Annotated in this window: 18 protein-coding genes and 1 pseudogene; 6 read left to right on the top strand and 13 right to left on the bottom strand. The window is 46.7% G+C overall.

The genetic code is table 11. The features are described from left to right. The first annotated feature begins 10 nt into the window (after positions 1 to 10). Complete coding sequence (locus JGK14_RS19170; protein WP_325315385.1) at positions 11 to 2,671, top strand: glycosyltransferase family 39 protein; 2,661 nt, start codon at positions 11 to 13, stop codon at positions 2,669 to 2,671. Between the two features lie 113 nt (positions 2,672 to 2,784). Here JGK14_RS19170 and cobO read toward each other — a convergent pair whose 3' ends face one another. The 3 genes from cobO to JGK14_RS19155 form a co-directional block, all read right to left on the bottom strand. Beyond that, positions 2,785 to 3,408 (bottom strand): cob(I)yrinic acid a,c-diamide adenosyltransferase, encoded by a 624-nt coding sequence (gene cobO / locus JGK14_RS19165; protein WP_293184250.1) that lies wholly within the window; start codon positions 3,406 to 3,408, stop codon positions 2,785 to 2,787. 111 nt (positions 3,409 to 3,519) lie between these two features. Next, positions 3,520 to 4,098 carry a Uma2 family endonuclease gene (locus JGK14_RS19160; RefSeq protein ID WP_325315384.1) on the bottom strand — a complete coding sequence of 193 codons (579 nt, stop codon included), beginning with the start codon at positions 4,096 to 4,098 and terminating at the stop codon, positions 3,520 to 3,522. A gap of 143 nt (positions 4,099 to 4,241) precedes the next feature. Further along, the gene (locus JGK14_RS19155; protein ID WP_293220350.1) at positions 4,242 to 4,865 is read right to left on the bottom strand and encodes a hypothetical protein; all 624 of its coding nucleotides are present in this window, start codon (positions 4,863 to 4,865) and stop codon (positions 4,242 to 4,244) included. Between the two features lie 111 nt (positions 4,866 to 4,976). Here JGK14_RS19155 and JGK14_RS19150 point away from each other — a divergent pair, with 111 nt between their 5' ends. Then, positions 4,977 to 6,248, top strand: a complete 1,272-nt coding sequence (locus tag JGK14_RS19150) for a molybdopterin molybdotransferase MoeA (RefSeq protein WP_293213888.1) — start codon at positions 4,977 to 4,979, stop codon at positions 6,246 to 6,248. A gap of 133 nt (positions 6,249 to 6,381) precedes the next feature. Here the strand turns inward: JGK14_RS19150 and JGK14_RS19145 are convergent, their stop codons facing one another. Further along, positions 6,382 to 6,507, bottom strand: coding sequence for a hypothetical protein (locus JGK14_RS19145; RefSeq protein ID WP_293326209.1), 126 nt, complete (start codon positions 6,505 to 6,507; stop codon positions 6,382 to 6,384). Between JGK14_RS19145 and JGK14_RS19140 the strand changes: the two genes are divergently transcribed. After that, positions 6,507 to 7,139: a response regulator gene (locus JGK14_RS19140; RefSeq protein ID WP_293148190.1), complete on the top strand. Its 633-nt coding sequence runs from the start codon at positions 6,507 to 6,509 to the stop codon at positions 7,137 to 7,139. The genes JGK14_RS19145 and JGK14_RS19140 overlap by 1 nt on opposite strands. Before the next feature lie 922 nt (positions 7,140 to 8,061). After that, positions 8,062 to 8,709 (top strand): ribosome maturation factor RimM, encoded by a 648-nt coding sequence (gene rimM, locus JGK14_RS19135; protein ID WP_293220357.1) that lies wholly within the window; start codon positions 8,062 to 8,064, stop codon positions 8,707 to 8,709. A 137-nt stretch (positions 8,710 to 8,846) separates the two neighbouring features. Here rimM and JGK14_RS19130 read toward each other — a convergent pair whose 3' ends face one another. The 9 genes from JGK14_RS19130 to JGK14_RS19085 form a co-directional block, all read right to left on the bottom strand. Next, entirely contained in the window at positions 8,847 to 9,308 is a 462-nt protein-coding gene (locus tag JGK14_RS19130) for a phosphate-starvation-inducible PsiE family protein (protein WP_293184235.1), read from the bottom strand. A gap of 357 nt (positions 9,309 to 9,665) precedes the next feature. Beyond that, positions 9,666 to 9,971: an RNA recognition motif domain-containing protein gene (locus JGK14_RS19125; RefSeq protein ID WP_293148182.1), complete on the bottom strand. Its 306-nt coding sequence runs from the start codon at positions 9,969 to 9,971 to the stop codon at positions 9,666 to 9,668. Positions 9,972 to 10,263: 292 nt separating this feature from the next. Then, positions 10,264 to 10,590, bottom strand: coding sequence for a hypothetical protein (locus tag JGK14_RS19120; protein ID WP_293184233.1), 327 nt, complete (start codon positions 10,588 to 10,590; stop codon positions 10,264 to 10,266). Positions 10,591 to 10,720: 130 nt separating this feature from the next. Beyond that, on the bottom strand, positions 10,721 to 12,892 hold the full coding sequence (locus tag JGK14_RS19115) for a molybdopterin oxidoreductase family protein (RefSeq protein WP_293184231.1): 2,172 nt from the start codon (positions 12,890 to 12,892) through the stop codon (positions 10,721 to 10,723). Positions 12,893 to 13,231: 339 nt separating this feature from the next. After that, positions 13,232 to 14,917 carry a nitrate ABC transporter ATP-binding protein gene (locus tag JGK14_RS19110; RefSeq protein ID WP_293208587.1) on the bottom strand — a complete coding sequence of 562 codons (1,686 nt, stop codon included), beginning with the start codon at positions 14,915 to 14,917 and terminating at the stop codon, positions 13,232 to 13,234. Between the two features lie 105 nt (positions 14,918 to 15,022). After that, on the bottom strand, positions 15,023 to 17,053 hold the full coding sequence (locus tag JGK14_RS19105; protein ID WP_293184227.1) for an ABC transporter ATP-binding/substrate-binding protein: 2,031 nt from the start codon (positions 17,051 to 17,053) through the stop codon (positions 15,023 to 15,025). 253 nt (positions 17,054 to 17,306) lie between these two features. Continuing rightward, complete coding sequence (ntrB, locus tag JGK14_RS19100; RefSeq protein WP_293184225.1) at positions 17,307 to 18,176, bottom strand: nitrate ABC transporter permease; 870 nt, start codon at positions 18,174 to 18,176, stop codon at positions 17,307 to 17,309. 169 nt (positions 18,177 to 18,345) lie between these two features. After that, a complete protein-coding gene (locus JGK14_RS19095) occupies positions 18,346 to 19,692 on the bottom strand; it encodes a CmpA/NrtA family ABC transporter substrate-binding protein (protein ID WP_325315383.1) in 1,347 nt (448 codons plus the stop codon). Between the two features lie 180 nt (positions 19,693 to 19,872). After that, positions 19,873 to 21,747: a ferredoxin--nitrite reductase gene (locus tag JGK14_RS19085; RefSeq protein ID WP_442921465.1), complete on the bottom strand. Its 1,875-nt coding sequence runs from the start codon at positions 21,745 to 21,747 to the stop codon at positions 19,873 to 19,875. Between the two features lie 533 nt (positions 21,748 to 22,280). On the opposite strand from JGK14_RS19085, the gene JGK14_RS19080 reads away from it, so the two are divergent. Then, a complete protein-coding gene (locus tag JGK14_RS19080) occupies positions 22,281 to 22,466 on the top strand; it encodes a hypothetical protein (protein WP_293184273.1) in 186 nt (61 codons plus the stop codon). A gap of 93 nt (positions 22,467 to 22,559) precedes the next feature. Continuing rightward, a pseudogene (locus tag JGK14_RS19075) lies at positions 22,560 to 22,756 on the top strand (RNA-guided endonuclease InsQ/TnpB family protein); the annotation flags it as partial.

The following is a 22,756-nucleotide window of genomic DNA, read 5'->3' as shown; positions in this document are numbered from 1 at the left end:
AAAAATCGCAATGGCACAGCAACATCGGGACAGCCGGGGCAAGAGTATGCTGATCTTAGGCATAATTTGGCTGCTGGGGGCAATTAGCGATCGCCTCTGGTTTGCCTGCGATCGATCTGTACCCGCCTGGGATCAAGCAGAATACCTCACTAGCACGCTGAATTACTTACAGGCGTTGCAGCATCCTCAGTGGTTTTCCGGCGACTGGTGGACAAGTTTCTGGCTGCTTTCGACGAAGATTCCGCCCTTGGTGTACATCTTAACGGTGCCGTTTCTGCATATTTTTGGTACTGGGGGCGATCGGGCAACCCTCGTTCATTTATTATTTAGTGCTATTCTGCTCGCCTCAGTCTACAATTTGGGCACCAAATTATTTAATCGACAAGTTGGTTTATGGGCTGCTGCTATTTGCGTTTTGTTACCGGGACTTTATCGCTTCCGCTTGCAATTTTTGCTAGATTTCCCCCTAACTGCTGCGATTACTTTTTGTTTCTATTGTCTGACAATGTGGAAGAAACAAGAAAATGCGGCAGCGGATTTTGCCGTATATATAACGGAGAGAAAAAATCAGGAAAATCGTAAAATATTTTACCTGAATCGATTATCTTTCTTCTGGTCGATCGCCTTTGGAATTTCTCTCGGTTTATCAATATTAGTCAAACACACTACCGTATTATTTCTGTTTACGCCAATTGTGTGGTTGGCTGTCGGTACTGTGAGACAAAAAGCTTGGGGAAGATTAGCTCAATTAGCTGGTGCTTTGTTGCTGTCGGTGGCGGTGTTTGGCCCTTGGGCAAAAACCAATTGGCTGTTAATTTTGACCGGGGGAAAACGGGCAACGTTCGATTCTGCGATCGCCGAAGGAGATCCGGGCCTGAATACGATCGGTGCTTGGATTTACTATATTCAGCACTTACCAGAACAGGTTTCCTGGCCTCTGTTACTGATTCCCTTAGTCGGATTTATACTCTATTATTGGCGAAATCGAGCCGATAGTCAGTCAATCTTGTACCTTGACTCCTGTCGGTGGCTGGGGGTATTTTGGATAGGAGCTTATTTAATTAATTCCCTAAATATCAACAAAGATGACCGATATGTGATACCTTATTTGCCAATATTAGCAATATTTTTAGCCTACTGTTTAACCCTGTGGCCGCAGCGTTGGGGAAAGCAAATTCGTTGGGGAACAATTGGCTTAGGAATCCTAGCGATGCTGTTCCATATCTGGCCGCTGGGCGGTGGTTTGGGAAACAACTCCGTTCAAGTTGTCAGTCCCGGCAATTCTAGCTATCCTTATTTAGGTAAACAGTGGCCGCACCAAGAAGTAATTGCCGAAATTATTGATACCGAACCTTATTTGCAATCGACTTTGGGCGTGTTGCCTTCCACACCGGAAATTAACCAGCACAATTTGAATTATTACGGTGCTTTGGCGAATTTTCAGGTTTACGGGCGACAGGTGGGAACCAATTTAAAAGAAGTGCCGCAAGATGTGCGATCGCTTTCTTGGTTTGTTACCAAAACTGGCCCGCAAGGTTCGATTCGGGAACGGATTAAAAAAGCTCAAAATGCAGCGGTGGCGGCGATTGAAACTGGTGGTAAGTTTAACTTGCAAAAAAGTTGGGTTTTGCCTGACAATACTAATTTGAATCTTTACCGCAAGCAGTTGCACCCGGTGGAAATACAGCCGTTGCCTGAAGCGCGATCGCAAGTACAATTAGAGCAGGTGACTGTTTTGGCAAAACCGGTTCCCGGTATAGCGTTGCCGGTGACTTATACTTGGTCTGGGCCTTGGCAGCAGTTGCAGTCTGGTTTAGTCTTGTTAACGTGGCAAAATCAGCAGTCGGGCGATGTTGCACCGGGACAGACTGTGAGGATTTTACACGATCGCGCGATCGGCCAGGCAACTTTGCATCCGGGAATGCTGGAAGCCGATAAATTTGCTGTGGGGTTTCGAGTAGTCGATCGCACGGCGATGCTAACTCCTGCTAATATTGCACCGGGAAGTTACAATCTGCAAGCGACTTATCTCAATCGCAAAACCGGGGAAACTTATCCAATCAATGTGCCGCAGGTAACGCTTAAAATCGACGCTGAACCCGAGGTTATTGCTTCCCAGACTCGCACGGATAACGAAAACGATAAAAAATTGAAAATCGCCGAGCAAGTCCCAGCAAATGAAGATACGCCCGAGTTAGATTTGGTAACTCAATTGCGGGCGATGGCGGTTAATTTACCCAAAGGATTGCCCGGTTTAGAACCAGTGTTCGAGCAGATTGGACGGATCAATCAGTACGATCCGATTCAAGATTATACCGTGCAAGCGGAACAAGCGTTAGCATATCGGCTGAAGCAGGAACCGAACAATCTAGAATTCGCCTATGCTTTGGCATTTTCTAGAGTATTGCAGCAAAATGTCGAAAGTGCGATCGGGGCTTTAGAAAAAGTCACCCAACTAGACTCTCAAAACCCCTATGCTTACGCTTATCTCGCCTTCGTCCAGATTTACGGCTGGCACCCAAAAGCCGCTGAAACAGCCTTAAAACCCGCACTCGCCCTTAACCCCAACCTACCGGAAATTAGAATTTTAAACGGTTTAGCCGCTTTAATGCAAGGCAATGTCATTCAAGCGTGGCAAGATTTGCAATTCTTGAAAAAATTGAAGATTTAAGCTGTTGCGGCATTTAAACTGTATGTCAATAAATAATCCAAGTCTTGTGGGATGGGCTTCTAGCCCGTCCCGAATATGCAATGTTTATTTGCGCGACAGCTTAGCAATCAAAACTAATACTCAATACCAGCTTGAGCCTTAATACCTTGTTCTCGAAATGGATGCTTAACCAAAGTCATTTCCGTCACCAAATCGGCGCGTTCAATTAATTCGGGTGGCGCGCCTCTGCCGGTGAGAATTACATGAGAGTCTTTGGGTTTTTGTTCTAAGGCTGCGAGCACTTGTTCGACTTGCAAATAACCCAGCTTTAATGCTATATTAACTTCATCTAACAGAACCAACCTAAACTCAGGATTGCAGATAAAAGTTACAGCTTTATCCCAGGCTTTTTGAGCTGTAGCAATATCTCGATCGCGATCCTGCGTATCCCAAGTAAAGCCTTCACCCATCGCATGAAATTCTAGCTGATTTTCCCAGAGTTCAAAAACAGCTTTCTCTGCCGGTTCCCAAGCTCCTTTGATAAATTGTACTATGGCGACGCGGTAGCCGTGACCGAGCGATCGCAAAACCATGCCTAAAGCAGCCGTAGTTTTGCCTTTACCGTTACCCGTATTCACAATTATCAAACCTTTATCTTCAGCAGCATTAGCAATTCGCTGCGCCTGAACTTCTTGTCGGCGCTGCATTTTTTGTTTGTGTTGTTCGGCTGTTAGGGAAGTTGTTACTTTAGTTTCCATTAGATTTTTTTAACGCAGATTGGAGACTCAGAAACCGGGTTTTTTAATACATACTTCGGTGCAACCCGCAGATTGGGAAAAAACCCGGTTTCTCGGATTCGGATTTAGCTATTATATCCACAGCGATCGCAAGTTTAGCACGAAACCGGGCAAAATGTGTTCTCCAGAAAGTTCTGCGGGACATTCGATAATTTCTTTTTCTTGTCCTTCGCGGTAGATTTCAACTCTGCGCGTTTTACGGTTGATTAACCAGCCTAATTTTACTTGGTTTTCCATGTATTCTTGCATTTTGTCTTGAGCATCTTTTAGACTGTCTGTCGGCGACATTAACTCTAAAACAAAATCTGGGGCAATCGGAGGAAATTTTTGTTTTTCTTCGGGAGTGAGTGCATCCCATCTTTCTTGTTTAATCCAAGAAACATCGGGGGAACGATTGGCACCGCTGGGGAGTTTGAAGCAAGTTGAAGAATCGAAACAAACTCCTAGTTTAGTTCGTCTGTTCCAAATTACAAAATCAGCATTGATCTCTGCATTACTGTTTCCAGTTTCTCCTCCTGTGGGTGACATAACGGTTATTTCTCCTTGGGCGTTGCGTTCAAATTTGACCTCGGGGTTTTGGCGACACAGTTGATAAAATTGGTCGTCGTTGATTTGGGCGATCGCATTAAAGTTGATAGTAACTGCTAGCATGGTATTTTAGAGGCTGCACTTGGACTATTGTAACCGCAGATAAAGGCCGAGCGATGCAGGTTGTGTAAATCGCAAACCGGAGAATGCTATTTTTGAAGCCGGAAGATTTTGCGAAATACTTGTGTTGGCATTATATCACAAAGTTATAATGACGCGTTCATCTTGTTATGAAAACTTTTTTCCAGGAAAGATTTGCAGACATACCAATAATAAAATGCAATGTTGATTTCGCTCAACAACTTAGGAACCCCTTCTAATAAACTAGCTAAGATCTTGCCTTCTAACTTCAGCGCGTCCATGCCGATCGCAAAAAACAACAATCCCAACCCAGCCAACAATATTTTGTAGGGAGTAGACTGTAGTTCTCGCCGAAAAAACCATCCGTAGGAGAACACAAATATAGCGTACAGCAAACTAACTCCTAACTTAGGAATTCCCAAGGCGCTAATATATAGATGAATCCTGTAAATTTCATTGAGCAGAAATGCGCCTGTCAACAAAGCAGAGAACAGAATAAATTGAGTTTCCGTAGGGCGCAGTTGCATAGTTTTAGCCAATCCATAGCTAAAGCTACAAACAATAACTGGCACAGCACATAAGATTTGAAAGGTTCGAGTTAATAAAGCCACATTGGGATTGGGGGAGAAAAAAGGGTGAAAGAATAAATCGCTGACTTGCAAGCCTGAAAGTTGAGTCAGGACAACCAGAAATCCCACCAGAAATAGAGATAAACAATTGAGTCGAAAAGCTGAGCGAAAAATAGTCATAAGCTAAGGACGACAAAAAACGGTTTACCGCAGAGGAATCAAAAAATACATTTCCACTATAGCTGCTGATTTGCTAAACTAAGAAGAGTCTTGTTAAACTGGGTGACACTGATGCTGTCCGTAAAAGAAGCAGAATCTATCGTTCTAAATTTGGCGCAATCCCTCGACAGTCAGCGGGATGTAGAAATTGTAGACTTGTTGGCAGCATCGGGGCGCATTTTGGCTGCACCCGTCACCGGTTCCCTCGATTTTCCTTATTGGGACAATTCGGCAATGGATGGCTATGCGGTGCGGTTTGCTGATGTGGAAAATTGCAGCGCCGAAAAACCTGCGGTACTCGAAGTAGTCGAGGAGATTCCAGCCGGATATCAGCCTCAAACTACCGTGCAATCGGGCCAAGCAGCCCGAATTTTTACGGGTGCGATGATGCCGGATGGTGCTGATACGGTGGTAATGCAGGAAGAAACGAGGCGTGAGGGCGATCGCATTTTTATCTTAGTTTCTCCTGAAAAGCCACAAGCATTTGTCAGGCACAAAGGCACTTTTTATCAAGCAGGAACAAATTTACTAACTCCGGGTACAGTTATCAACGCCCCAGAAATGGCGGTACTAGCAACTGCACAGTGCATTCAAGTTCCAGTCTATCGGCGTTTGCGGGTGGCTATTTTTTCTACGGGTGACGAATTGGTATCGCCAGACAAAACTTTGACTTACGGTAAACTGGTAGATTCAAATCAGTATGCTTTGACAGTGTTGTTGACTCAAATGGGATTTGAACCGATTCGATTGGGGATTGTTCCTGATAGTAAAGATGCGCTAAAGGAGGCAATCACTCAGGCTGTTTCGACAGCAGATGTGGTGCTTTCTACGGGTGGCGTTTCGGTAGGAGATTACGATTATATCGAGCAAATATTGGCGGAGTTGCAAGGCAAAGTTCACATTAGTTCTGTGGCGATTAAGCCGGGTAAACCTTTGACTGTCGCTGCATTTAAACGAGATGAAGAAAAATCCGATTTGCCGATTGCGAGTTCGGATTGTCTCTATTTTGGTTTGCCGGGAAATCCAGTTTCGGCTTTAGTATGCTGTTGGCGGTTTGTTGTGCCTGCTTTGCGAAAGATGTCTGGGCTGGGCGCGGATGCTTGGGGCCCGGAGTTTGTGCGGGCTCGATGTGATGTTGAATTGCGATCGCCAGGCAAGCGCGAAACTTATGTTTGGGGTAAACTACATTTAGTTGCCGGATTCTGGGAATTTGAACCTGCAAGCGGCAGCCAAAATTCAGCAAATTTAATTAACCTCGCAAATACGACTGGTTTAGCAGTTTTGCCCGCATCGGAAACCTGGATTTTGCCTGGTGAATTTGTAGAAGTTTTAAAAGTTAGTTGACAGTTGACAGTTGACAGTTGTCAGTTGACAGTTGGCAGTTGGGGAGCATCTCATTACTATAATAAATGCAAAACAGAGATGCTCCCGTCAGTAGTCAGTAGTCAGTTGGCAGTTGGCAGTTATTAGTTATTTGTTATTGTTGAGAACCTACCAATTCCCAATTCCCAATTCCCAATTCCCAATTCCCAATTCCCCCTTCCCAATTCCCAATTCCCAATTCCCAATTCCCAATTCCCAATTCCCCATTCCCAATTAACAATGAAAATTCTAATTGTTGAAGACGATCCGATGATGCAACTGGGATTAGAGCAAGTTTTAGCCGATTCCCCAGAAATAGAAATAGTAGGACAAGCAGAAGATGGATATTTAGGCGTAGCCGCCGCACTGAAGCTGAAACCAGATATTATTGTAATGGATATCGGTTTGCCGCGACTGGACGGCATAGCAGCGACGCAGCAAATTAAAGCACAACTGCCGGAAGTTAGAGTGGTAATGTTAACTTCTCATACCGCTGAAACTGAAATTATTGCTGCCCTTTCAAGCGGTGCTGATGCTTATTGTATTAAAGGTGCTTCCGTAGACAGGCTGTTAGCAGCGATTGCAGCGGCAGCAGAGGGGGCTACTTACCTCGATCCTCAAATTGCTCGGACTGTCATCGATCACCTCAAACCGCCTACACCAGCCTCTACAACTACTTTTGGCCAATTGTCACAGCGGGAATTAGAGGTGTTAAAGTTAATGGTGGAAGGTAACAGCAATCCGGAGATAGCGGCGGCACTTTATTTGAGTCCAAATACTATTAAAACTCATGTTCGCGGTATTATGAATAAGTTGGCTGTGGACGATCGCGTGCAAGCAGCCGTTGTCGCACTGAGAAGTGGGTTGGTTTGACACTCCCCGACCTTAAGGTGCGGGGATTCTTGGCTCAACGAGACCACTTAACCTAGATACCTTGCAGTGTCTAGCAAGCGAGGTGGGACTCTCCCCAAGCGACTTCGGGTATGCCCTACCCTAGTTGGATTGCTCCAAGTTCTTTTTTAATTTGAAACGATATGTCTCAAAAAAACTGTTCGTCTAGCTCCTCTGAATCTTTTACCTACTGCGAGGTGGAGTCTAGAAAAATGCAGTAGAACCGCATAGATTCAATTTTCTCTTGTTCAGTGTGCCTCTCGGCGACTGGGTTTTTTAAGTGGTTGATTACCCTATCCACTATAATTAGTGTACCACATCTGTACACAAAATGGCAAAGAAAGAATTGTACATCAGAGTATCAGAGGCCCAGATGGATATGCTTGAGGAATACGCCAAACAGAATAGTCGAACCAAGTCCGATATTGTTGGCGAACTTATCAGAACACTCTCGAAAAGTCGTCCTAGAAGGACGAGGCTTTAAACCCAATTTTTCGGTAAAGAGGGAAGAAGGGAGAGGGGGAGAGGGGGAGATGGGGAGAAAGGGAGAGCTGACAGGTGTAGGTTTTCCCCTGGCAAAACCCAGCAAATTTAGACAGTGCAAAGGTTTTGGGCTTTTGCATCTTAAAATCTCAAACTCTTATGGGATAAGGCTTTTACCAAAAAACCTACACCCGTCAGAAGGGGGAGAGAGGGAGAGGGGGAGAATTACCCAATTAGCAATTACCAATTACCAATTACCAATTACCAATTACCAATTACCAATTACCAATTAGCAATTACCAATTAGCAATTACCAATTAGCAATTACCAATTACCAATTACCAATTACCAATTACCAGTCACTAATGACTAATGACTAATGACTAATGACTAATTATTAGCAATTTGAGTAAGAGAATTTATGTCTGAGTGGATAGAAATCGGTACAATTGTAGCAGCTCAAGGTTTATACGGGGAAGTGCGAGTCTATCCCGATTCGGATTTCCCGGAAAGGTTTATTGAACCGGGGAGGCGGTGGCTTTTGCGCCCTAAGAAAAGTGAACCGGAACCGATCGAGTTTTTGGGCGGTCGCTACATTCCAGGCAAAGGGTTGTATGCTGTAGAGGTGGAGGGTGTAGAAGACCGCGATGGCGCTGAAGCGCTGCGGGGCTGTAAGTTGTTAATCGAAAAGGGCGATCGACCTTACCTCGAAGCTGGTGAGTTTTACGTCCAAGATTTGCTTGGTATGGAAGTTTTTAACCAGTTAACCGGGGAAATCCTAGGTAAGGTAAGCGATATTATCCCCGCAGGTAACGACCTTTTAGAGGTAGAAACTAATCTCACAGCGCCGGAAGTTGTCCCCCCAGGAGTAGCTAAGCCAAAACGCCCGGAAACTCCCACAGCAAATGCTGACCCCAGAAATACCCGCAAACCACGGAAAATCCGGGTTAAAGAACCTAAATCAACGAAAATTTTGATTCCTTTTGTGCAAGAGATTGTGCCAATTGTTGACTTGGAGAAAGGCAGAATTGAAATTGTGCCTCCTGCTGGTTTATTGGAAGACATCTAGGCAAGACGGCGGTTTCAACCGCCCATTTTTCTAGACAAGAAAGGAAAGGATTTTTCAAGCAAAGCCGGATTGGGTATTAGTTATTGATGACAATTCCCAATTCCGAATTACTAATGACTGATGACTAATGACCAATATTAATCATTTGCTTTATTGGCAAACCGCACTATCAGGTAACTGATGGAAAGCGCAAAAATGGCTGCTGCTAAACCAATCAAGTCGGCTGCTGTTTTTTTTTCTAGGTCAAGAATGATTATTTTTCGAGATACTGCTATCAAAGAAGTTACAATAACTAGCTCTACTTGAATTACGTGCTTTTTCAGATAAGCTGTAATATTTTCCAAGATTTCCAGGGCAATTAAAACATTTAAAAACAACCCGAATATGACAAACAACGTATCTTTTAATAAAAAACTCTCGTGGTCGTTAAACAATTCTTTTGCTAAATAAATCAGCAAATCGCAAACGCTGATTATAATTACCAAAATCATCGCCAGCGATAAAATTTTGGATATTATGACTTCTACATTTTCTGTAAAATGCAGAAATTGTTCATCACTGCCAAACTTAGAAATTTGCCTAAATAGTTTTTTCAGCATACCGATGATTTAGCGATCGTCGATCATTCTGTCATTCTTCGGTACACTTGGCAATCCCGAAACTCTGTGATTGCTTGTTTCCCTCGGAAAACCGGAGTCTGAGGAAGGTTATTTTTTCTGCCCGTTATATTTTACAGGCTTTCGGGTCAGCTCCGAAATCGATCGCACACAGTCCATTTCCCGATTCAGAAATTTTGCAAATAAAAAAACCTCAAACTCTAGCTTATCAAGAGTTTGAGGACTTTCAGACACGGTACGATCGCACAATCAACTACTTATTCTCAACAGATAAGGATTGTTGACTGCATTTTCGCCCTGTCGAACACACGACCAAGCTAAATTTTTAGCTTGGGTGGTTTAGTAGCGGCGAGAAGAGCGGTCGTTGTTGCCCCAGTTGCCGCTGTTGGAAGAACCGCGCTCTTCGCGGGGTTTTGCCTTGTTGACTTTGAGGTCGCGACCCATCCACTCAGCACCGTCAAGAGCCTCAATGGCTGCGGCTTCTTCTGCTTCAGTAGACATTTCTACGAAAGCGAAGCCCCGCATCCGACCTGTTTCGCGGTCAGCAGGCAATTGAACGCGCTTTACTGTGCCGTACTCTCCAAAAGTTTGGTTGAGGTGCTCCTGCGTTACTTCGTAGGATAAATTGCCGACATAGATTGACATTGAACATTCTCCAGAATCGAGGTTGTAGAGATTTAAATCCGGAGGAACGCCGATCGAACGAACTGTACTGCCGAAAATAAAGCCTTATAAAAATAGCATAGCACCTATAGGTGCAAACTGCAATTTTTCCGATCCGCTCGATCGACTAAAAATAAGGAATAAAGAATCAGGAATCAGGAATCAGGAACAAGGAATCAGGAAAAACCCCGAATAAAGCAGGAAAAACTAGAAAAAATAAATTTAATTTTCTTGATTCGCGAACTCTGCGGGAGAACGCAGCTTGTCGGGTGCTTCAACAGTTGACTGTTGACTGTTGACTGTTGACTGTTTGAGAGCGACCTCTACCTGGAAGTCCGAGGATTGGAGTAATGAATAGTCTGATTTTAATTTCTCCCTCAAAGACGGGCGGGCTTTCAACCAATTCTTTCTGGTAATAACTCAAAATTACTCGATAACCTTGCCCAAAAACAGGTACAAGCCCCGGACTTAAGTCGTGGAGATCCCAAAATTTGAGACCCTTCGACAAGCGAACGGCCAACGCCAAAGTTCCAACTCCCAGATTGCATCTGTGGAGTAAATCAAAAAATGGAAAATCGAAAAATAGAAAATCGACTGACAAAGGTCTTGATTGCTGTAGAGTACCCTGCTATTGTGCCTCAGCCATAGCTAAGAAACTGGGTTTATTGACAAAAAAACTAGAATTTTATTTGAGTCTGTGGCAAGAAACCAAGGTAAAGTTGGACGGCAACTCAAGAATTGACCGTGACGGTGGATTTTGCCCAATTAAACTCCCCAACTTCTGCGGCCACTTCTGCCCCAATCAGCACTAACTGCACCGCACAAGCTTTTAACTCGGGCTGTTTGGAATCTGGACAACTTGTAGCATGAGTCATGGCATTGGCTTCAGCACTTTCTGCCCACAGAGAACCCCAGTGCATCGGTACAAATAGCGTACCAGGGGCGATCGCCTTGGTGACTTTTGCTGGAAACTGAGCCTTACCGCGGCGCGATCGAACTTCTAGCAAATCACCCTCCTTAATCTGCAATTTAGCAGCATCGCGCGGGTGAATTTCCAAAAACGGATCTGGGTGCAATTTATTGATTTTCTCTGTTCTCCCAGTCCGAGTCATCGTGTGCCAATGTCCGTAAACTCTTCCTGTGGTTAACACAAACGGATAGTCGGGATCTGGTGGTTCTGCTAGTCCCCGGGAGTGATAGGCCGAAAATCTCGCCCGCCCGTCAGGAGTGTGAAAACGCCTGTCAGTATACAGCCGTTTAGCTTCAGTCGCTGGATGCACAGGCTGATTTTCGGGACATGGCCACTGTTGGGGGCCTTGAAGGCGCAAATATTCATGGCTGAGGCCTGTTACGTCGCAGGGACGATCGCGTGTCAACTGCACGTATTCTTTGTATATATCGGCGCTGCTGTCGAAAGCAAAGTGTTCGGCAAAACCCAACCGGCGGCCGACTTCTGCAAAAATCTTCCAGTCGTCGCGCGCTTCGCCGGATGGTTCATCGAAACCGGGACAAAGCGTCACGCGGCGTTCGGAATTCGTCATCACTCCGGTTTTTTCGCTCCACTGGGTTGCCGGCAGCAGGATGTGAGCGTAGGCTGAGGTTTCGGTGGGATAGTATGCTTCTTGATAAATCGTCAAGGGCGATCGCAACAAAGCAGCTTTTGTCCGTTCCAAATCCGGCATACTCACCACCGGATTGGTGGCGGCAATCCACAACAACTCAACATCGCCAGTTTCCAAACCGGTAATCATATCCCAAGCATTGCGGCCTGGATTCGGCGAAATGCTTCCCGGTGCGATTCCCCAAAACTCCTCGACTTGGGTTCTGTGTTCGTCATTTTTGACAAAGCGGTAGCCTGGAAGTAAGTGAGAAAGTCCTCCAGCTTCCCGGCCTCCCATCGCGTTTGGCTGGCCTGTGAGGGAAAACGGGCCAGATCCCGGTTTGCCGATTTGACCAGTCATCAAGTGCAAATTAATTAGCGATCGCACCTTTGCCGTACCTTCGGAGGACTGGTTAATTCCCATCGACCACAGAGACAAAACCCGTTGTGACTGTTCCCAATAGTTGGCAGCAGTTTCTAACTCGCTGACAGTAATGCCGCAGCGCGAGGCTACAAACTCCGGCGTATAGCTGCTGAGAACTTCAGCAAAAGCTGAAAAATTTGCCGTGCATTCTTGAATAAACTCAGGATCTATTGCTTGCCTCCGCAACAGCAAATATGCCATTCCATTGAGTAAATCTATGTCCGTCCCTGGTTTAATTGCCAAGTGCAAATCTGCGACTTCAGCAGTCGGAGTCCGCCTCGGATCTACCACAACTATCTTGACATCGGGATGTTTTTTGTGGTACTTTACTAATCGATTGAATACAATTGGATGGCATTCCGCTGTATTGCTGCCGATAATAAAAGCGCAATCTGTTAATTCTAAATCGTCGTAACAGCAAGGCGGCCCGTCCGAACCAAAACTTTGAACGTATCCCGAAACTGCTGAAGACATACACAAACGAGAATTCGCATCAAAATTATTAGTGCCCAGACAACCTTTCATGAGTTTCTGGGCAACATAATAATCTTCTGTAGCGAATTGACCTGAACCGTAAACGCACAAAGCATCTGGCCCACTGGTACTGCGAATTGCCTGGATGCGGTCAACAATGGCATTGAGAGCTTCGTCCCAGCTAGCGCGACGGAACGGCTGGTCGAGAGTCTCTCGCATCATCGGATAAAGTAGCCGATCGCTGCGAATGGACTCTGTTACCGTTGCTCCCTTGATACAAACCATGCCCTGAGTCGATGGGTGATTGCGATCGCCCCGCACTTTCCAAGTTTGTTTTTTGTCGGGAACAACTTCTAGACCGCAACCTACACCGCAGTAAGGACAAAGAGTTTTTATAGTTTCCATCTGGTGATTTTAGATGCTAATTTTTGAAAGCTCATGGATAATTCGTAATTCGTCATTATAGTTGGAACTGAGGACTCCTACAAATAATGTATCAATAATTACTAAATTACCCCGGAAATGCTTTACATAAGCGGAAAATACCCTGATTTCAAATTAACCGCTATCTTTAGTTAAACTCGCGATCGCACTCGGATAGGTTTGTAGTGAGGACTTTAGTCCGCCGAAAGAAGGACTAAAGTCCTCACTACAAACCTATTTTATAGTAGTCGATCGAGCCGAGGCGATCGGCTTCTCAATCGAAAATCTTCAACTATCCAATGCAAAAATGGTATAAGTCACCTATTTCGCGGTTTTAACTTCTAATAAGCCGCCGCCACCGCTGGTGGGGCTAAACGTTACTTGGAAATCAGCAGTTTTTTGAGCGCCTGCTGCGGCACCGGCAGGAGTTTGCAAAGTCGGCAGAGGAGTTTCTTTGAGGAAATCTTTAGCTGCTTTATTTGTGGGCTCGAACTGTACGATATCTCCGTTTTGTTTCACTTTGACTCGATAGGTCAAACTTTGGGTAAATGTCGGAGTTGTTTTCCAATTTTCGTCAATTCGTGCATACAACTGATTTCCGATCGCATCAAGTTCAGCTTTGTCCGAAATTCCTGAACCTGCACTGCTTGCTGCCTTGGTGGGTGAGGTTGCAGGACTGGCAATGGATGCAGGACTTGCAGCAGCACTCGGTGCAGGACTGGCAATGGATGCAGGACTTGCAGCAGCACTCGGTGCAGGACTGGCAATGGATGCAGGACTGGCAATGGATGCAGGACTGGCTGCAATTGGTGCAGGACTGGCAGCAATCGGTGCAGGGCTGGGAGGAGAACTGACAACCGCCGCCGCAGTTGGTGCTGGTGCAGTTTCTGCTAGCTTGGCTTGCTTGAGTTGGCTGGAAACAGCAGATGTATTGACAGCAGCTAAAGTTGCCATTGTTACCAACCACGAGATTGCCAGGACGGCACCTTTAATTGGCGAGGCTTCTAGGGGTTGTGCAGCGTGAGGCACAAAGGATACCGGTGGCATGGGCTTGTCAGCAGTAGCCCCAGGCTTTTTGCTAGCGGGTAATGGCAGGACGACGGGTGCCATTTCTGAGTCCGTTGTGTCCTCTTCGTGGTGGGCGTAGCGAGAGAACAGGAATTCTAAAGCAAAGTTGCGGAGTTCGTAGTATTTCGGGTCTTCCATCATCCGCGTGCGGTTGCGGGGACGGCTGAAGGGAATGTGCATATCTTCGCCGATTGATGCAGCAGGGCCGTTGGTCATCATCACGATGCGATCGGCTAAAAACAAAGCTTCATCAATATCGTGAGTAATCATGACGATCGTAATTTTGTACTCGTGCCAGATTTTCAGCAATTCTTCCTGCAATTCTTCCCTGGTAATCGGATCTAGTGCTCCGAAGGGTTCGTCCAAAATCAGCAGTTTGGGACGAGTTGCCAGGGCTCGGGCGATCGCCACCCGCTGTTTCATACCGCCCGACAACTGGCCCGGTCTTTTGTTGCAAGCTTCTGTCAGCCCCACTAATTCCAGGTTATCTTTGACGATCTTGTCGTGTTCCTCTGCGGACTTATCCCCGTAAACAGTTTCAACACCGAGGTGGATGTTTTCTGTAGCAGTCAGCCACGGTAGCAGCGAGTAGTTTTGAAACACCACCATGCGATCGGGGCCCGGTTCAGTAATCCGCGCACCTTCGAGAGCAACTTCTCCGCTTGTCGGCCCGTTAAATCCCGCAATCATGTTCAGCAAAGTTGATTTGCCGCAGCCAGAGTGACCGATCAAACAAATAAATTCGCCTTCATTAATCGTCAGGTTCACACCGTCGAGAATCACGAAAGGTTTTTCTGGTTCTTTCAGGTTTGGGTAGACTTTTGATACATCTTTAATAGTCAAAAAGCCTGATTTCTTACTCTGAATCTTCGTTGCAGGGGGCGCTTTGATAGTTTGCATATTTTCAGGATTTGGTTGGGGGTTTGCGGAATTAGACATGAGAATTTAGGATTAAGGGTTAGTAAGAGAGGTAATTAGGAAGCGGGAAATGTGGAGTCTTGTTTCCTGATTCCTTACTCTTCACTCCCTCTTCCTATTTGGTGATTATGCTGGCTGTCTGATGGAACACTGACTGCCTATTTGTTCAATTAAGATTTCTTCAATGCGAAGGTCGCGCTTGATTTTGACGTTTTCAAGGTAGTCGATCGGGTCGTCTAGATTAAAGACAGTGCCGTCAAATAGTTCGATCGTCCGGCGAGCTCTAGCGATATCCGGCAAACCCAACTCGCGCACTGCTTGACCGAACACATCGGGCCGCAAAACTCGATCGACCACTTCCACCCAGTTTTTCGGGAACGGAATCAGTCCCCAGCGGGCCATCTGCGACATCACCCACACCATTTCTAGGCGGTCTGGACAATTGGTTTTGTCAACATAGAACTGGTTGAAATTGTAGAGCATTTCGGGTTGTGCCTCCGTACCGGAGTTGTACGGGTCGATGAACCCCGGACGGATGTCTTTTGGATCCGCACCGATGTATTGTTCTTGGCAAATCAATTCTAGGATTTCTTCGCGGTTGCGGCGGTCGTCGCAGTATTCGCAGGCTTCCAAAAGCGCTTTGACGAGGGCGACGTGGGTTTTAGGATATTTCTGAGCCCAATCTTCGCTAACGCCGAGAACTTTTTCGATGTGTCCGGGCAGAATATCCAGGGAACGGGCGATGGCAAAACCGGTACCGTCGTTGACTGCTTTGGAGTTCCAGGGATCGCCGGCGCAGTAGCCCTGGATGTTGCCTGCTTTTAAATTCGATACCATCTGCGGGGGAGGAAGCATGGTCAAGGCTACATCGCGATCGGGGTCAATCCCACCGGCAGCCAGCCAGTAGCGGAACAGCAGATTGTGCATGGAAGCGGAGTGTACCATGCCCAAGGTTTGTACCTTGTCGGGGGTCTTGGCGATCGCAGCTTTGAAATCCTTTAATGTCCGAATACCTTGGTCGTAAAGGTGTTTCCCGAAAATAATCGAGTTACCGTTGCGGGACAGGGTTAAGGCGCTGTTGATGGGAACCGGGGCTTCGCCGTCCAATCCCAACAGCATGGCGATCGGCATTCCTGCAACCATTTGCGCCGCGTCCAGCCGTCCTTGCGCGATACCTTTGGCAATTTCTTTCCAACTAGGTTCGCGCACGAGAGTGACTTCTTCTAAGCCGTGGGCTTTGAAGAATCCTTTCTCTTTGGCTACGACTAAGGGCGCGCAGTCGGTGAGGGGAATAAAGCCGATGTCGAGGTTGACTTTTTCCAGGCCGTTGCGGGCGATCGCCACGGATGGGGCTTGTTGTTTGGCCCGGCGCTGTTTCACCCGCTTTTGCTGGTTGAGGAAGTAAACCATTTCGTTTCGCAGCGCGTAGTAACTCGGATGGTTGACCACTTCCATGCGCTTGCGGGGCCGAGGAATGTCCACTTCCAGAATTTGTCCGATTTGCGCTTCCGGGCCGTTGGTGAGCATTACAATGCGATCGCTCAGCAACAAAGCTTCATCCACGTCGTGAGTTACCATCACGCTGGTGACTTTACTTTCTTCGCAAATGTTCATCAATTGGTCTTGCAAACCACCGCGAGTTAAAGCATCGAGAGCACCGAAGGGTTCGTCTAGCAGGAGCAATTTTGGGCGGATAGCGAGGGCGCGGGCGATCGCAACTCTTTGTTTCATCCCCCCAGAAATTTCGCTGGGGCGCTTGTTGGCAGCCTGTCCGAGTCCCACCAATTTAATGTGGTATTCGATTACCAACTCGCGATCTTCTTTAGAGTTACCGCTGTAAATTTCATCTACTGCTAGAGCAATATTTTCGCGCACCGTCAGCCAAGGTAGTAGCGAGTAATTTTGAAATACCACCATTCTATCCGGGCCTGGTTCGCGGACTTCGCGCCCTTCTAAAGTAATCCCGCCCTGACTTGCTGTGTCCAGTCCGGCGATGATATTTAACAGTGTAGATTTGCCACAACCGGAGTGTCCGATTAAGGTGATAAATTCTCCCTTTTTAATTTTAAGTTCGATATTTTTGAGAGCGATGTATTGCTCGCCATTTGGCAAGTTAAATACGCGGTCTACGTGGTCTACTTCAATAAGGATTGACATGATTATTTTCTGTTAGTTTGTACTTTAGTAGATGCTAATTATTAATTTGGCAATGGGGAATTGGGAATTGGGAAGAAGGCCAAACAGGTCATTGGCCAAACAGGTCATTGGGCATTGGGCATATATAATTATTCCCGCTTCCTAATAACTAATCACCAACTACTAATCACCCATTCCCCATTCCCCATTCCCCATTCCCCATTCCCCATTCCCCATTCCCCATTCCCCATTCCCCATTCCCCATTCCCCAATCTTATTTATTGTCTTCAGGAACAACTTTGGAAGCGACGAAACCAACGAGTCTGTCTAAAATCAAACCGACGATTCCTACATAAAGCACTGCCAGAATCACGGCGCTGAGTCGAGAACTGTTATAAGCGTCCCAGATGAAGAAGCCGATGCCGACACCGCCGACTAACATTTCCGCAGCTACGATCGCCAGCCAAGACAAACCGATACCAATTCTCAACCCTGTGAAGATGTAAGGAACCGAAGACGGTAGCAAGATTTTCCAGAAGTATTTTTGGTTGGGGAGGCGCAAGACTCGGGCGACGTTTCTGTAATCTTGAGGTATTTGTTGAACGCCTACTGTGGTATTAATCAGAATCGGCCAGATTGCTGTAATCAAGATTACGAAAAGTGCAGAAACTTCGTTAGCTTTCATCCCCAAGCCTTCAAAGGGATTGAACTGTTGAAATACTGCCAGGGCGATCGGTAGCCAAGCCAGGGGCGGGATTGTTCTAAATACTTGAAATAGCGGGTCTAAAGCATCGAACATTAAAGAGTTTGTACCGATTAATATTCCTAAACCAATGCCTAGAATTGCTGCTAGAGTAAAGCCGATCGCCACCCGCTGCAAGCTAGCAGCCAGTTGCCAGAATAAACCTTTGTCAGTACCACCGTTATCGAAGAACGGATTGATAATCAAATTCCAGCTTTCTTGGACGGCTTTAATCGGGCCGGGCAAGGTGGATGTGGGGTCGTGGCAGAGGATTTGCCAAACTACCAGCAGAACTGTAATCGCAACTAGCGGGCGGATGATTTTTTTGCGGTTTTTTTGAACCATATCCAGCACGAAATTTGCTGGATTTTTGCTCTTAGAAACAGAGAGATTGGTTGCCATTTGTCTGTTTGCAGTACAGTAGTGAATAATCGATTATTTGTAGATACTTTGAATTGAGAACCCTATCGGCTGTGGTGGGTTGAGTTGCGAAACTCAACGCCACTAAATTTTATGATTTGTCAACTGTCAACTGTCAACTGTCAACTGTCAACTGTCAACTGTTCACTAATTAGGCTTTCTTGATAGCCAGACTCTTCAGATATTCTTCTGGTTTTTCCGGATCAAACTTCACGCCGTCAAAAAATGTTTCGACACCGCGAGAAGTGGTAGCCGGAATTTGGGCAGCGGGAACGCCAAGTGCTGTCGCTGCTGCTTTCCAAATATCCTCGCGGTTAACTTTATCAACCGTGGCTTTGATGTCGGTAGTTGCCGGCATATAACCCCAGCGAATATTTTCTGCGATGAACCAAGCATCGTGACTCTTGTAGGGATAGGAAGCATTGTCAGCCCAGAATTTCATTGCTACTAAACTAGCTGCTTCAACGCGGCCAGTACCATAGTCAATTTGTCCTTTCATGCGACCTGCAATATCTGCAAGTGGTACTTTCAACCACTTATCTTGAGAGATGATTTGGCACATCTCATCTTTATTTTCTGGCTTATCGCACCACTGCTGAGCTTCCAGTACGGCCATTGTAATTGCTTTAGTAGCTTTAGGGTTTTTCTCAACCCAATCTGCTCTTAAAGTTAAGGCTTTTTCTGGGTGATCTTTCCAGAGTTCTCCCGTTACTAAGGCGGTGTATCCAACTTTTTGAGTAACTAGCTGGGCATTCCAAGGTTCGCCGACGCAAAATGCTTCCATGCTGCCGGATTTCATGTTAGCTACCATTTGAGGTGGCGGTACTGGAATAACAGAAACATCTGTATTCGGATCGATGCCACCGGCTGCTAACCAATAGCGCATCCACAAATCGTGGGTGCCGCCGGGAAAGGTAACAGCAATTTTTTGATTGGCGAGGGCTGCTTTGAGTGGTTTGCTGTCTGTACCTACTTTTAAATCTAGGTATTTTTTGCTTACGGAGATGGCTTGACCGTTGGTATTTAACCGGGCAACAATGTTCATCGGCACTGGTTGATTGCCTTTGGTAATTGTGCCTAAGGTCATCTGGTAAGGCATGGGGGAGAGGATGTGGGCTCCGTCAATGCCGCCTTTTTCAGAACCGAGTTCTAGGTTGTCGCGAGTAACTGGCCAAGATGCTTGTTTGAGGATTTGTACGTCTTTCATGCCGTACTTGGCAAATAACCCTTTTTCTTGGGCGATGATTATGGGTGCGGAGTCGGTGAGGGCGATGAATCCGAGTTTGGCAGTGGTAACTTCGGGGGCGTCGGCGGGGTTGATGTTGACTGCTGGGGCTGCACTGGGTGAGGCAGCGCCCGGTGAGGCAGCGCCCGGTGAGGCAGCGCCCGGTGAGGCGCTGGTAGTGCTGGAACCGGAACTGCAACCGTGGGCGAGGAGGGTGCCTGCTGCTGTTGCTCCGGCGGTGATGATGAATTTTCTTCTAGAAAGGTTGCTCATTTGTCTTGAATTGTTGGTGTACTTTGAGATACTCGAAATGTGAGATGCCTGATGTGAGATTGGTTTACGACCTTCGCAATGACATAATTTCGATCGCACTGAGACAATATCATTCGCAATGACATAATTCTGTTCGCAATGAGATAATTCTTTGGGTCTCTCGAATCTCACATTATGATATTAGGCGTCGATCGACACTTTGCCGATCGCCCGCGCGCTGCAAGCTAAGATGAACCCTGGTTCTAAGTCGGAGGCTGCGTCAGGCTGGCTGTCGTAGACGGTTTTACCTTCTAGGAGTTGCTGCTTGCAAGTGCCGCAGGTTCCCGATCGACAACTGCTGTCCAGTTCAAGCCCAGCCCTTTCGGCAACGTCGAGAATGAACTCATCTTCGCTGCAAGCAACTGTTTTGCCCGATCGAGCGAAAATGACAGTAGATGTCTGAGGTTTCGCCATCAGAACTGTTTCGTCTCTCTCAACCGTCAGTTGCAGTTGCCGGTTCAGGGAAGCGACATCCCCGAAAGCTGGATTGGGCACGGCCCCAAACTTATCAATTAACAGTTGATGCAGCACCGGTTTCAGGTCTTCGCAAGGAATGCTTTTTTGGACGCAAGTACCCAAATGAGCATCTTTGCCAACTGTTCCTCCCATGTAGATGTCTACACCTTCGAGGGTTTTGCCGTTCTTCCGAACTTTTGTACCCATCAAGCCGATGTCGGCTACCTGGGGTTGAGCGCAGGAATTGGGGCAACCAGTCCAGTGAATTCTGACCGGTTTGGGAACAGAGAGTTCGGCTTCCAGTTCCCGAATCATTGCCACGGATCGGGCTTTGGTTTCGATGAGGGCGAAGTTGCAAAACTTCGACCCGGTGCAGGAAACTAAGGCTCGCATCAGGGGTGCGGGGTCGATCGAGAAACGTTGCAATAACGGTTCTTTTACGAGGGATTCGAGCCGCGAGTCCGGAACATTGGGAACAATCACGTTTTCTTCGACGGTGAGCCTGAGTTCGCCGCTGCCGTAAACCTCAGCGATTCTGGCCAAATCGTACAAATCCGCTGCTCGCAGCCGTCCGACGGGAACGTGCAACCCTACATAGTTGAGCCCTGATTGTTTTTGCGCGTAGATGCCGATGTGGTCGCGTTTGTCCCAGATGATTTCATCTTTGGGGGAGGCGGGGGACAAAGTGCGGCCTACTTCTTTTTCGACGGCTGCGCGGAATTGTTCGATGCCGAGTTCGTCAATCAGCCACATCAAGCGAGATTTTTGGCGGTTTGCTCTCGGGCCTCGATCGCGATATACCGTTAATATCGCTCTGCACAAATCTACAACGTCGCTGGGACTTGCCCAGACGTTGAGAGGAATTGCAGCTTCGCAGCGTTTGGCGGAGAAGAAGCCGCCGACTAAAACGTTAAAGCCGATGTTGCCGTCAGAGTAAGCGGGTACGAAGGCGATGTCGTTGATTTCGGCGTGGACTGAGTTATCGCGGCAACCTGCGATCGCAATATTAAACTTTCTCGGCAGATTGGAAAACTCTGGGTTTCCTTCGCCGCTGTTGGTAATCATGTCTTGGACTTGGTTCGCCAATTCCCAAGTATCTATCAGTTCGTCGGCATCCAAACCCGCGACTGGGGAACCCGTAATGTTACGTACATTGTCCATTCCAGACTGAATGCTGGTCATCCCCGCTTCCTTGAGGCGGCGGAAGATATCGGGCACATCTTCGATCCGAATTCCGCGCAGTTGCAGGTTTTGTCTGGTGGTAATGTCAGCGCTGCCGTCGGAGCCGTAGCGTTGCAATATGTCTCCTAACGTTCTAGTTTGATTGCTGGTAATGACGCCGTTGGGCAAACGCAGGCGCATCATAAATTTGCCCGGAGTTACTGGCCGAAAGAAGATGCCGAGCCATTTGAGGCGGTGCTCGCGGTCTGTTGCATCCATTGCTTCCCAGCCGATTTGGGCAAAGTGGTCTAGTTCGGCTTTGACCGCTAAGCCATCTTTTTCGGCTTTGAGTTTTTCAAATTTGTTTAGGCTCGCTTGGGGTTCTACTGTTTGGGTCATCGATTTACCCTCGCTGCTGGTTTATTCCCTGAGATATTGACTTGGAGCATAAAATGTGTTTCCTGCTAACCTTAATGAGCCTGTGGATTTAAAACTGTATATTTAGTTACTGGATCTAATTTCGTTTAAGCATGGTTGGTCTTTTGTATACTTGAGCTTTGCCAGGCGCTGTCTCGAATTCAGCCAAACTATATATGGTTATAGTTGTTACCGATGGCTCGATCGCTGTATTCCGATGCACCTTTGTTATGAACTAATGTAAAGCGCGCAACAGTAAATATTCGTAGCTATTTTTACAAAATCTTGAGTTTTATGAGCTTTTTGCATCACCGCAATGCGTTTTATACATTGGAAATGGGTAAAGACACCCACAGATCCCAAAAAGCTTTATAAATCTTTAGATTTTGGATGGGAGTGGAGGCAATGGGTAGCTCTGACATAATATTGTGACGGCGATCGCAGACTTCAAACGTCGCTCGTCACAAAATAAGCTCCGTGGTTATCACACAGTTAGGCTCAAAACATCACGCTCTCTGCCATGCCAGCGTCACTCTGTTACCGATACGGGCAGTTTGACTGTAGCCGATCGCTACGGTTTGATGGCCGCTGTATTGGATGACTCTCTCGACGAGCAAGACAGACATTCGATCAACCGCCTGCTGCGCTCGGTGCTCAAGGGAAAAGTCAAAATTGTCAACGAGCTCTCGGCGATAGGTTAAGAGCAAGACTTAAGTGGCAAATAGTTTGCTAAACTTATCTACAGTTGATTGCTGAGAGTCAGTTCCATGTTTGCCGTCAAGCGAGCGCTCAAATTGAATAATCAAGAAGCGACCTTGATGGCAAAACACGCAGGCTTTCGGCGCGTGGTATTTAACATGGGTTTGAGCCTGAGAGTTCAAATGTACGGTGGAGGTGAGTTTTCCGACTCAAAGGTCATCAACGAAATCAAGAAAGTTCTCACTAACTACGTCAAGAAACAACCTGAATGTGCTTGGATGAATCAGTTGTC

The sequence above is a fragment of the Microcoleus sp. PH2017_28_MFU_U_A genome (genome assembly GCF_020738035.1).
In the GTDB taxonomy this organism is placed as follows: Bacteria; Cyanobacteriota; Cyanobacteriia; order Cyanobacteriales; family Microcoleaceae; genus Microcoleus.
The sequence above is the reverse complement of the archived record's forward strand: the minus strand, read 5'-3'. Positions and strand labels throughout refer to the sequence as shown.

Coding starts and splice junctions, on each gene's coding strand:
- ntrB (WP_293184225.1), bottom strand. CDS start 18,176: ATGGCAACCAATCTCTCTGTTTCTAAGAGCAAAAATCCAGCAAATTTC.
- rimM (WP_293220357.1), top strand. CDS start 8,062: ATGTCTGAGTGGATAGAAATCGGTACAATTGTAGCAGCTCAAGGTTTA.
- JGK14_RS19085 (WP_442921465.1), bottom strand. CDS start 21,747: ATGACCCAAACAGTAGAACCCCAAGCGAGCCTAAACAAATTTGAAAAA.
- JGK14_RS19115 (WP_293184231.1), bottom strand. CDS start 12,892: ATGGAAACTATAAAAACTCTTTGTCCTTACTGCGGTGTAGGTTGCGGT.
- JGK14_RS19125 (WP_293148182.1), bottom strand. CDS start 9,971: ATGTCAATCTATGTCGGCAATTTATCCTACGAAGTAACGCAGGAGCAC.
- JGK14_RS19095 (WP_325315383.1), bottom strand. CDS start 19,692: ATGAGCAACCTTTCTAGAAGAAAATTCATCATCACCGCCGGAGCAACA.
- JGK14_RS19130 (WP_293184235.1), bottom strand. CDS start 9,308: ATGCTGAAAAAACTATTTAGGCAAATTTCTAAGTTTGGCAGTGATGAA.
- JGK14_RS19160 (WP_325315384.1), bottom strand. CDS start 4,098: ATGCTAGCAGTTACTATCAACTTTAATGCGATCGCCCAAATCAACGAC.
- JGK14_RS19110 (WP_293208587.1), bottom strand. CDS start 14,917: ATGTCTAATTCCGCAAACCCCCAACCAAATCCTGAAAATATGCAAACT.
- JGK14_RS19105 (WP_293184227.1), bottom strand. CDS start 17,053: ATGTCAATCCTTATTGAAGTAGACCACGTAGACCGCGTATTTAACTTG.
- JGK14_RS19150 (WP_293213888.1), top strand. CDS start 4,977: ATGCTGTCCGTAAAAGAAGCAGAATCTATCGTTCTAAATTTGGCGCAA.
- JGK14_RS19170 (WP_325315385.1), top strand. CDS start 11: ATGGCACAGCAACATCGGGACAGCCGGGGCAAGAGTATGCTGATCTTA.
- JGK14_RS19140 (WP_293148190.1), top strand. CDS start 6,507: ATGAAAATTCTAATTGTTGAAGACGATCCGATGATGCAACTGGGATTA.
- cobO (WP_293184250.1), bottom strand. CDS start 3,408: ATGGAAACTAAAGTAACAACTTCCCTAACAGCCGAACAACACAAACAA.
- JGK14_RS19155 (WP_293220350.1), bottom strand. CDS start 4,865: ATGACTATTTTTCGCTCAGCTTTTCGACTCAATTGTTTATCTCTATTT.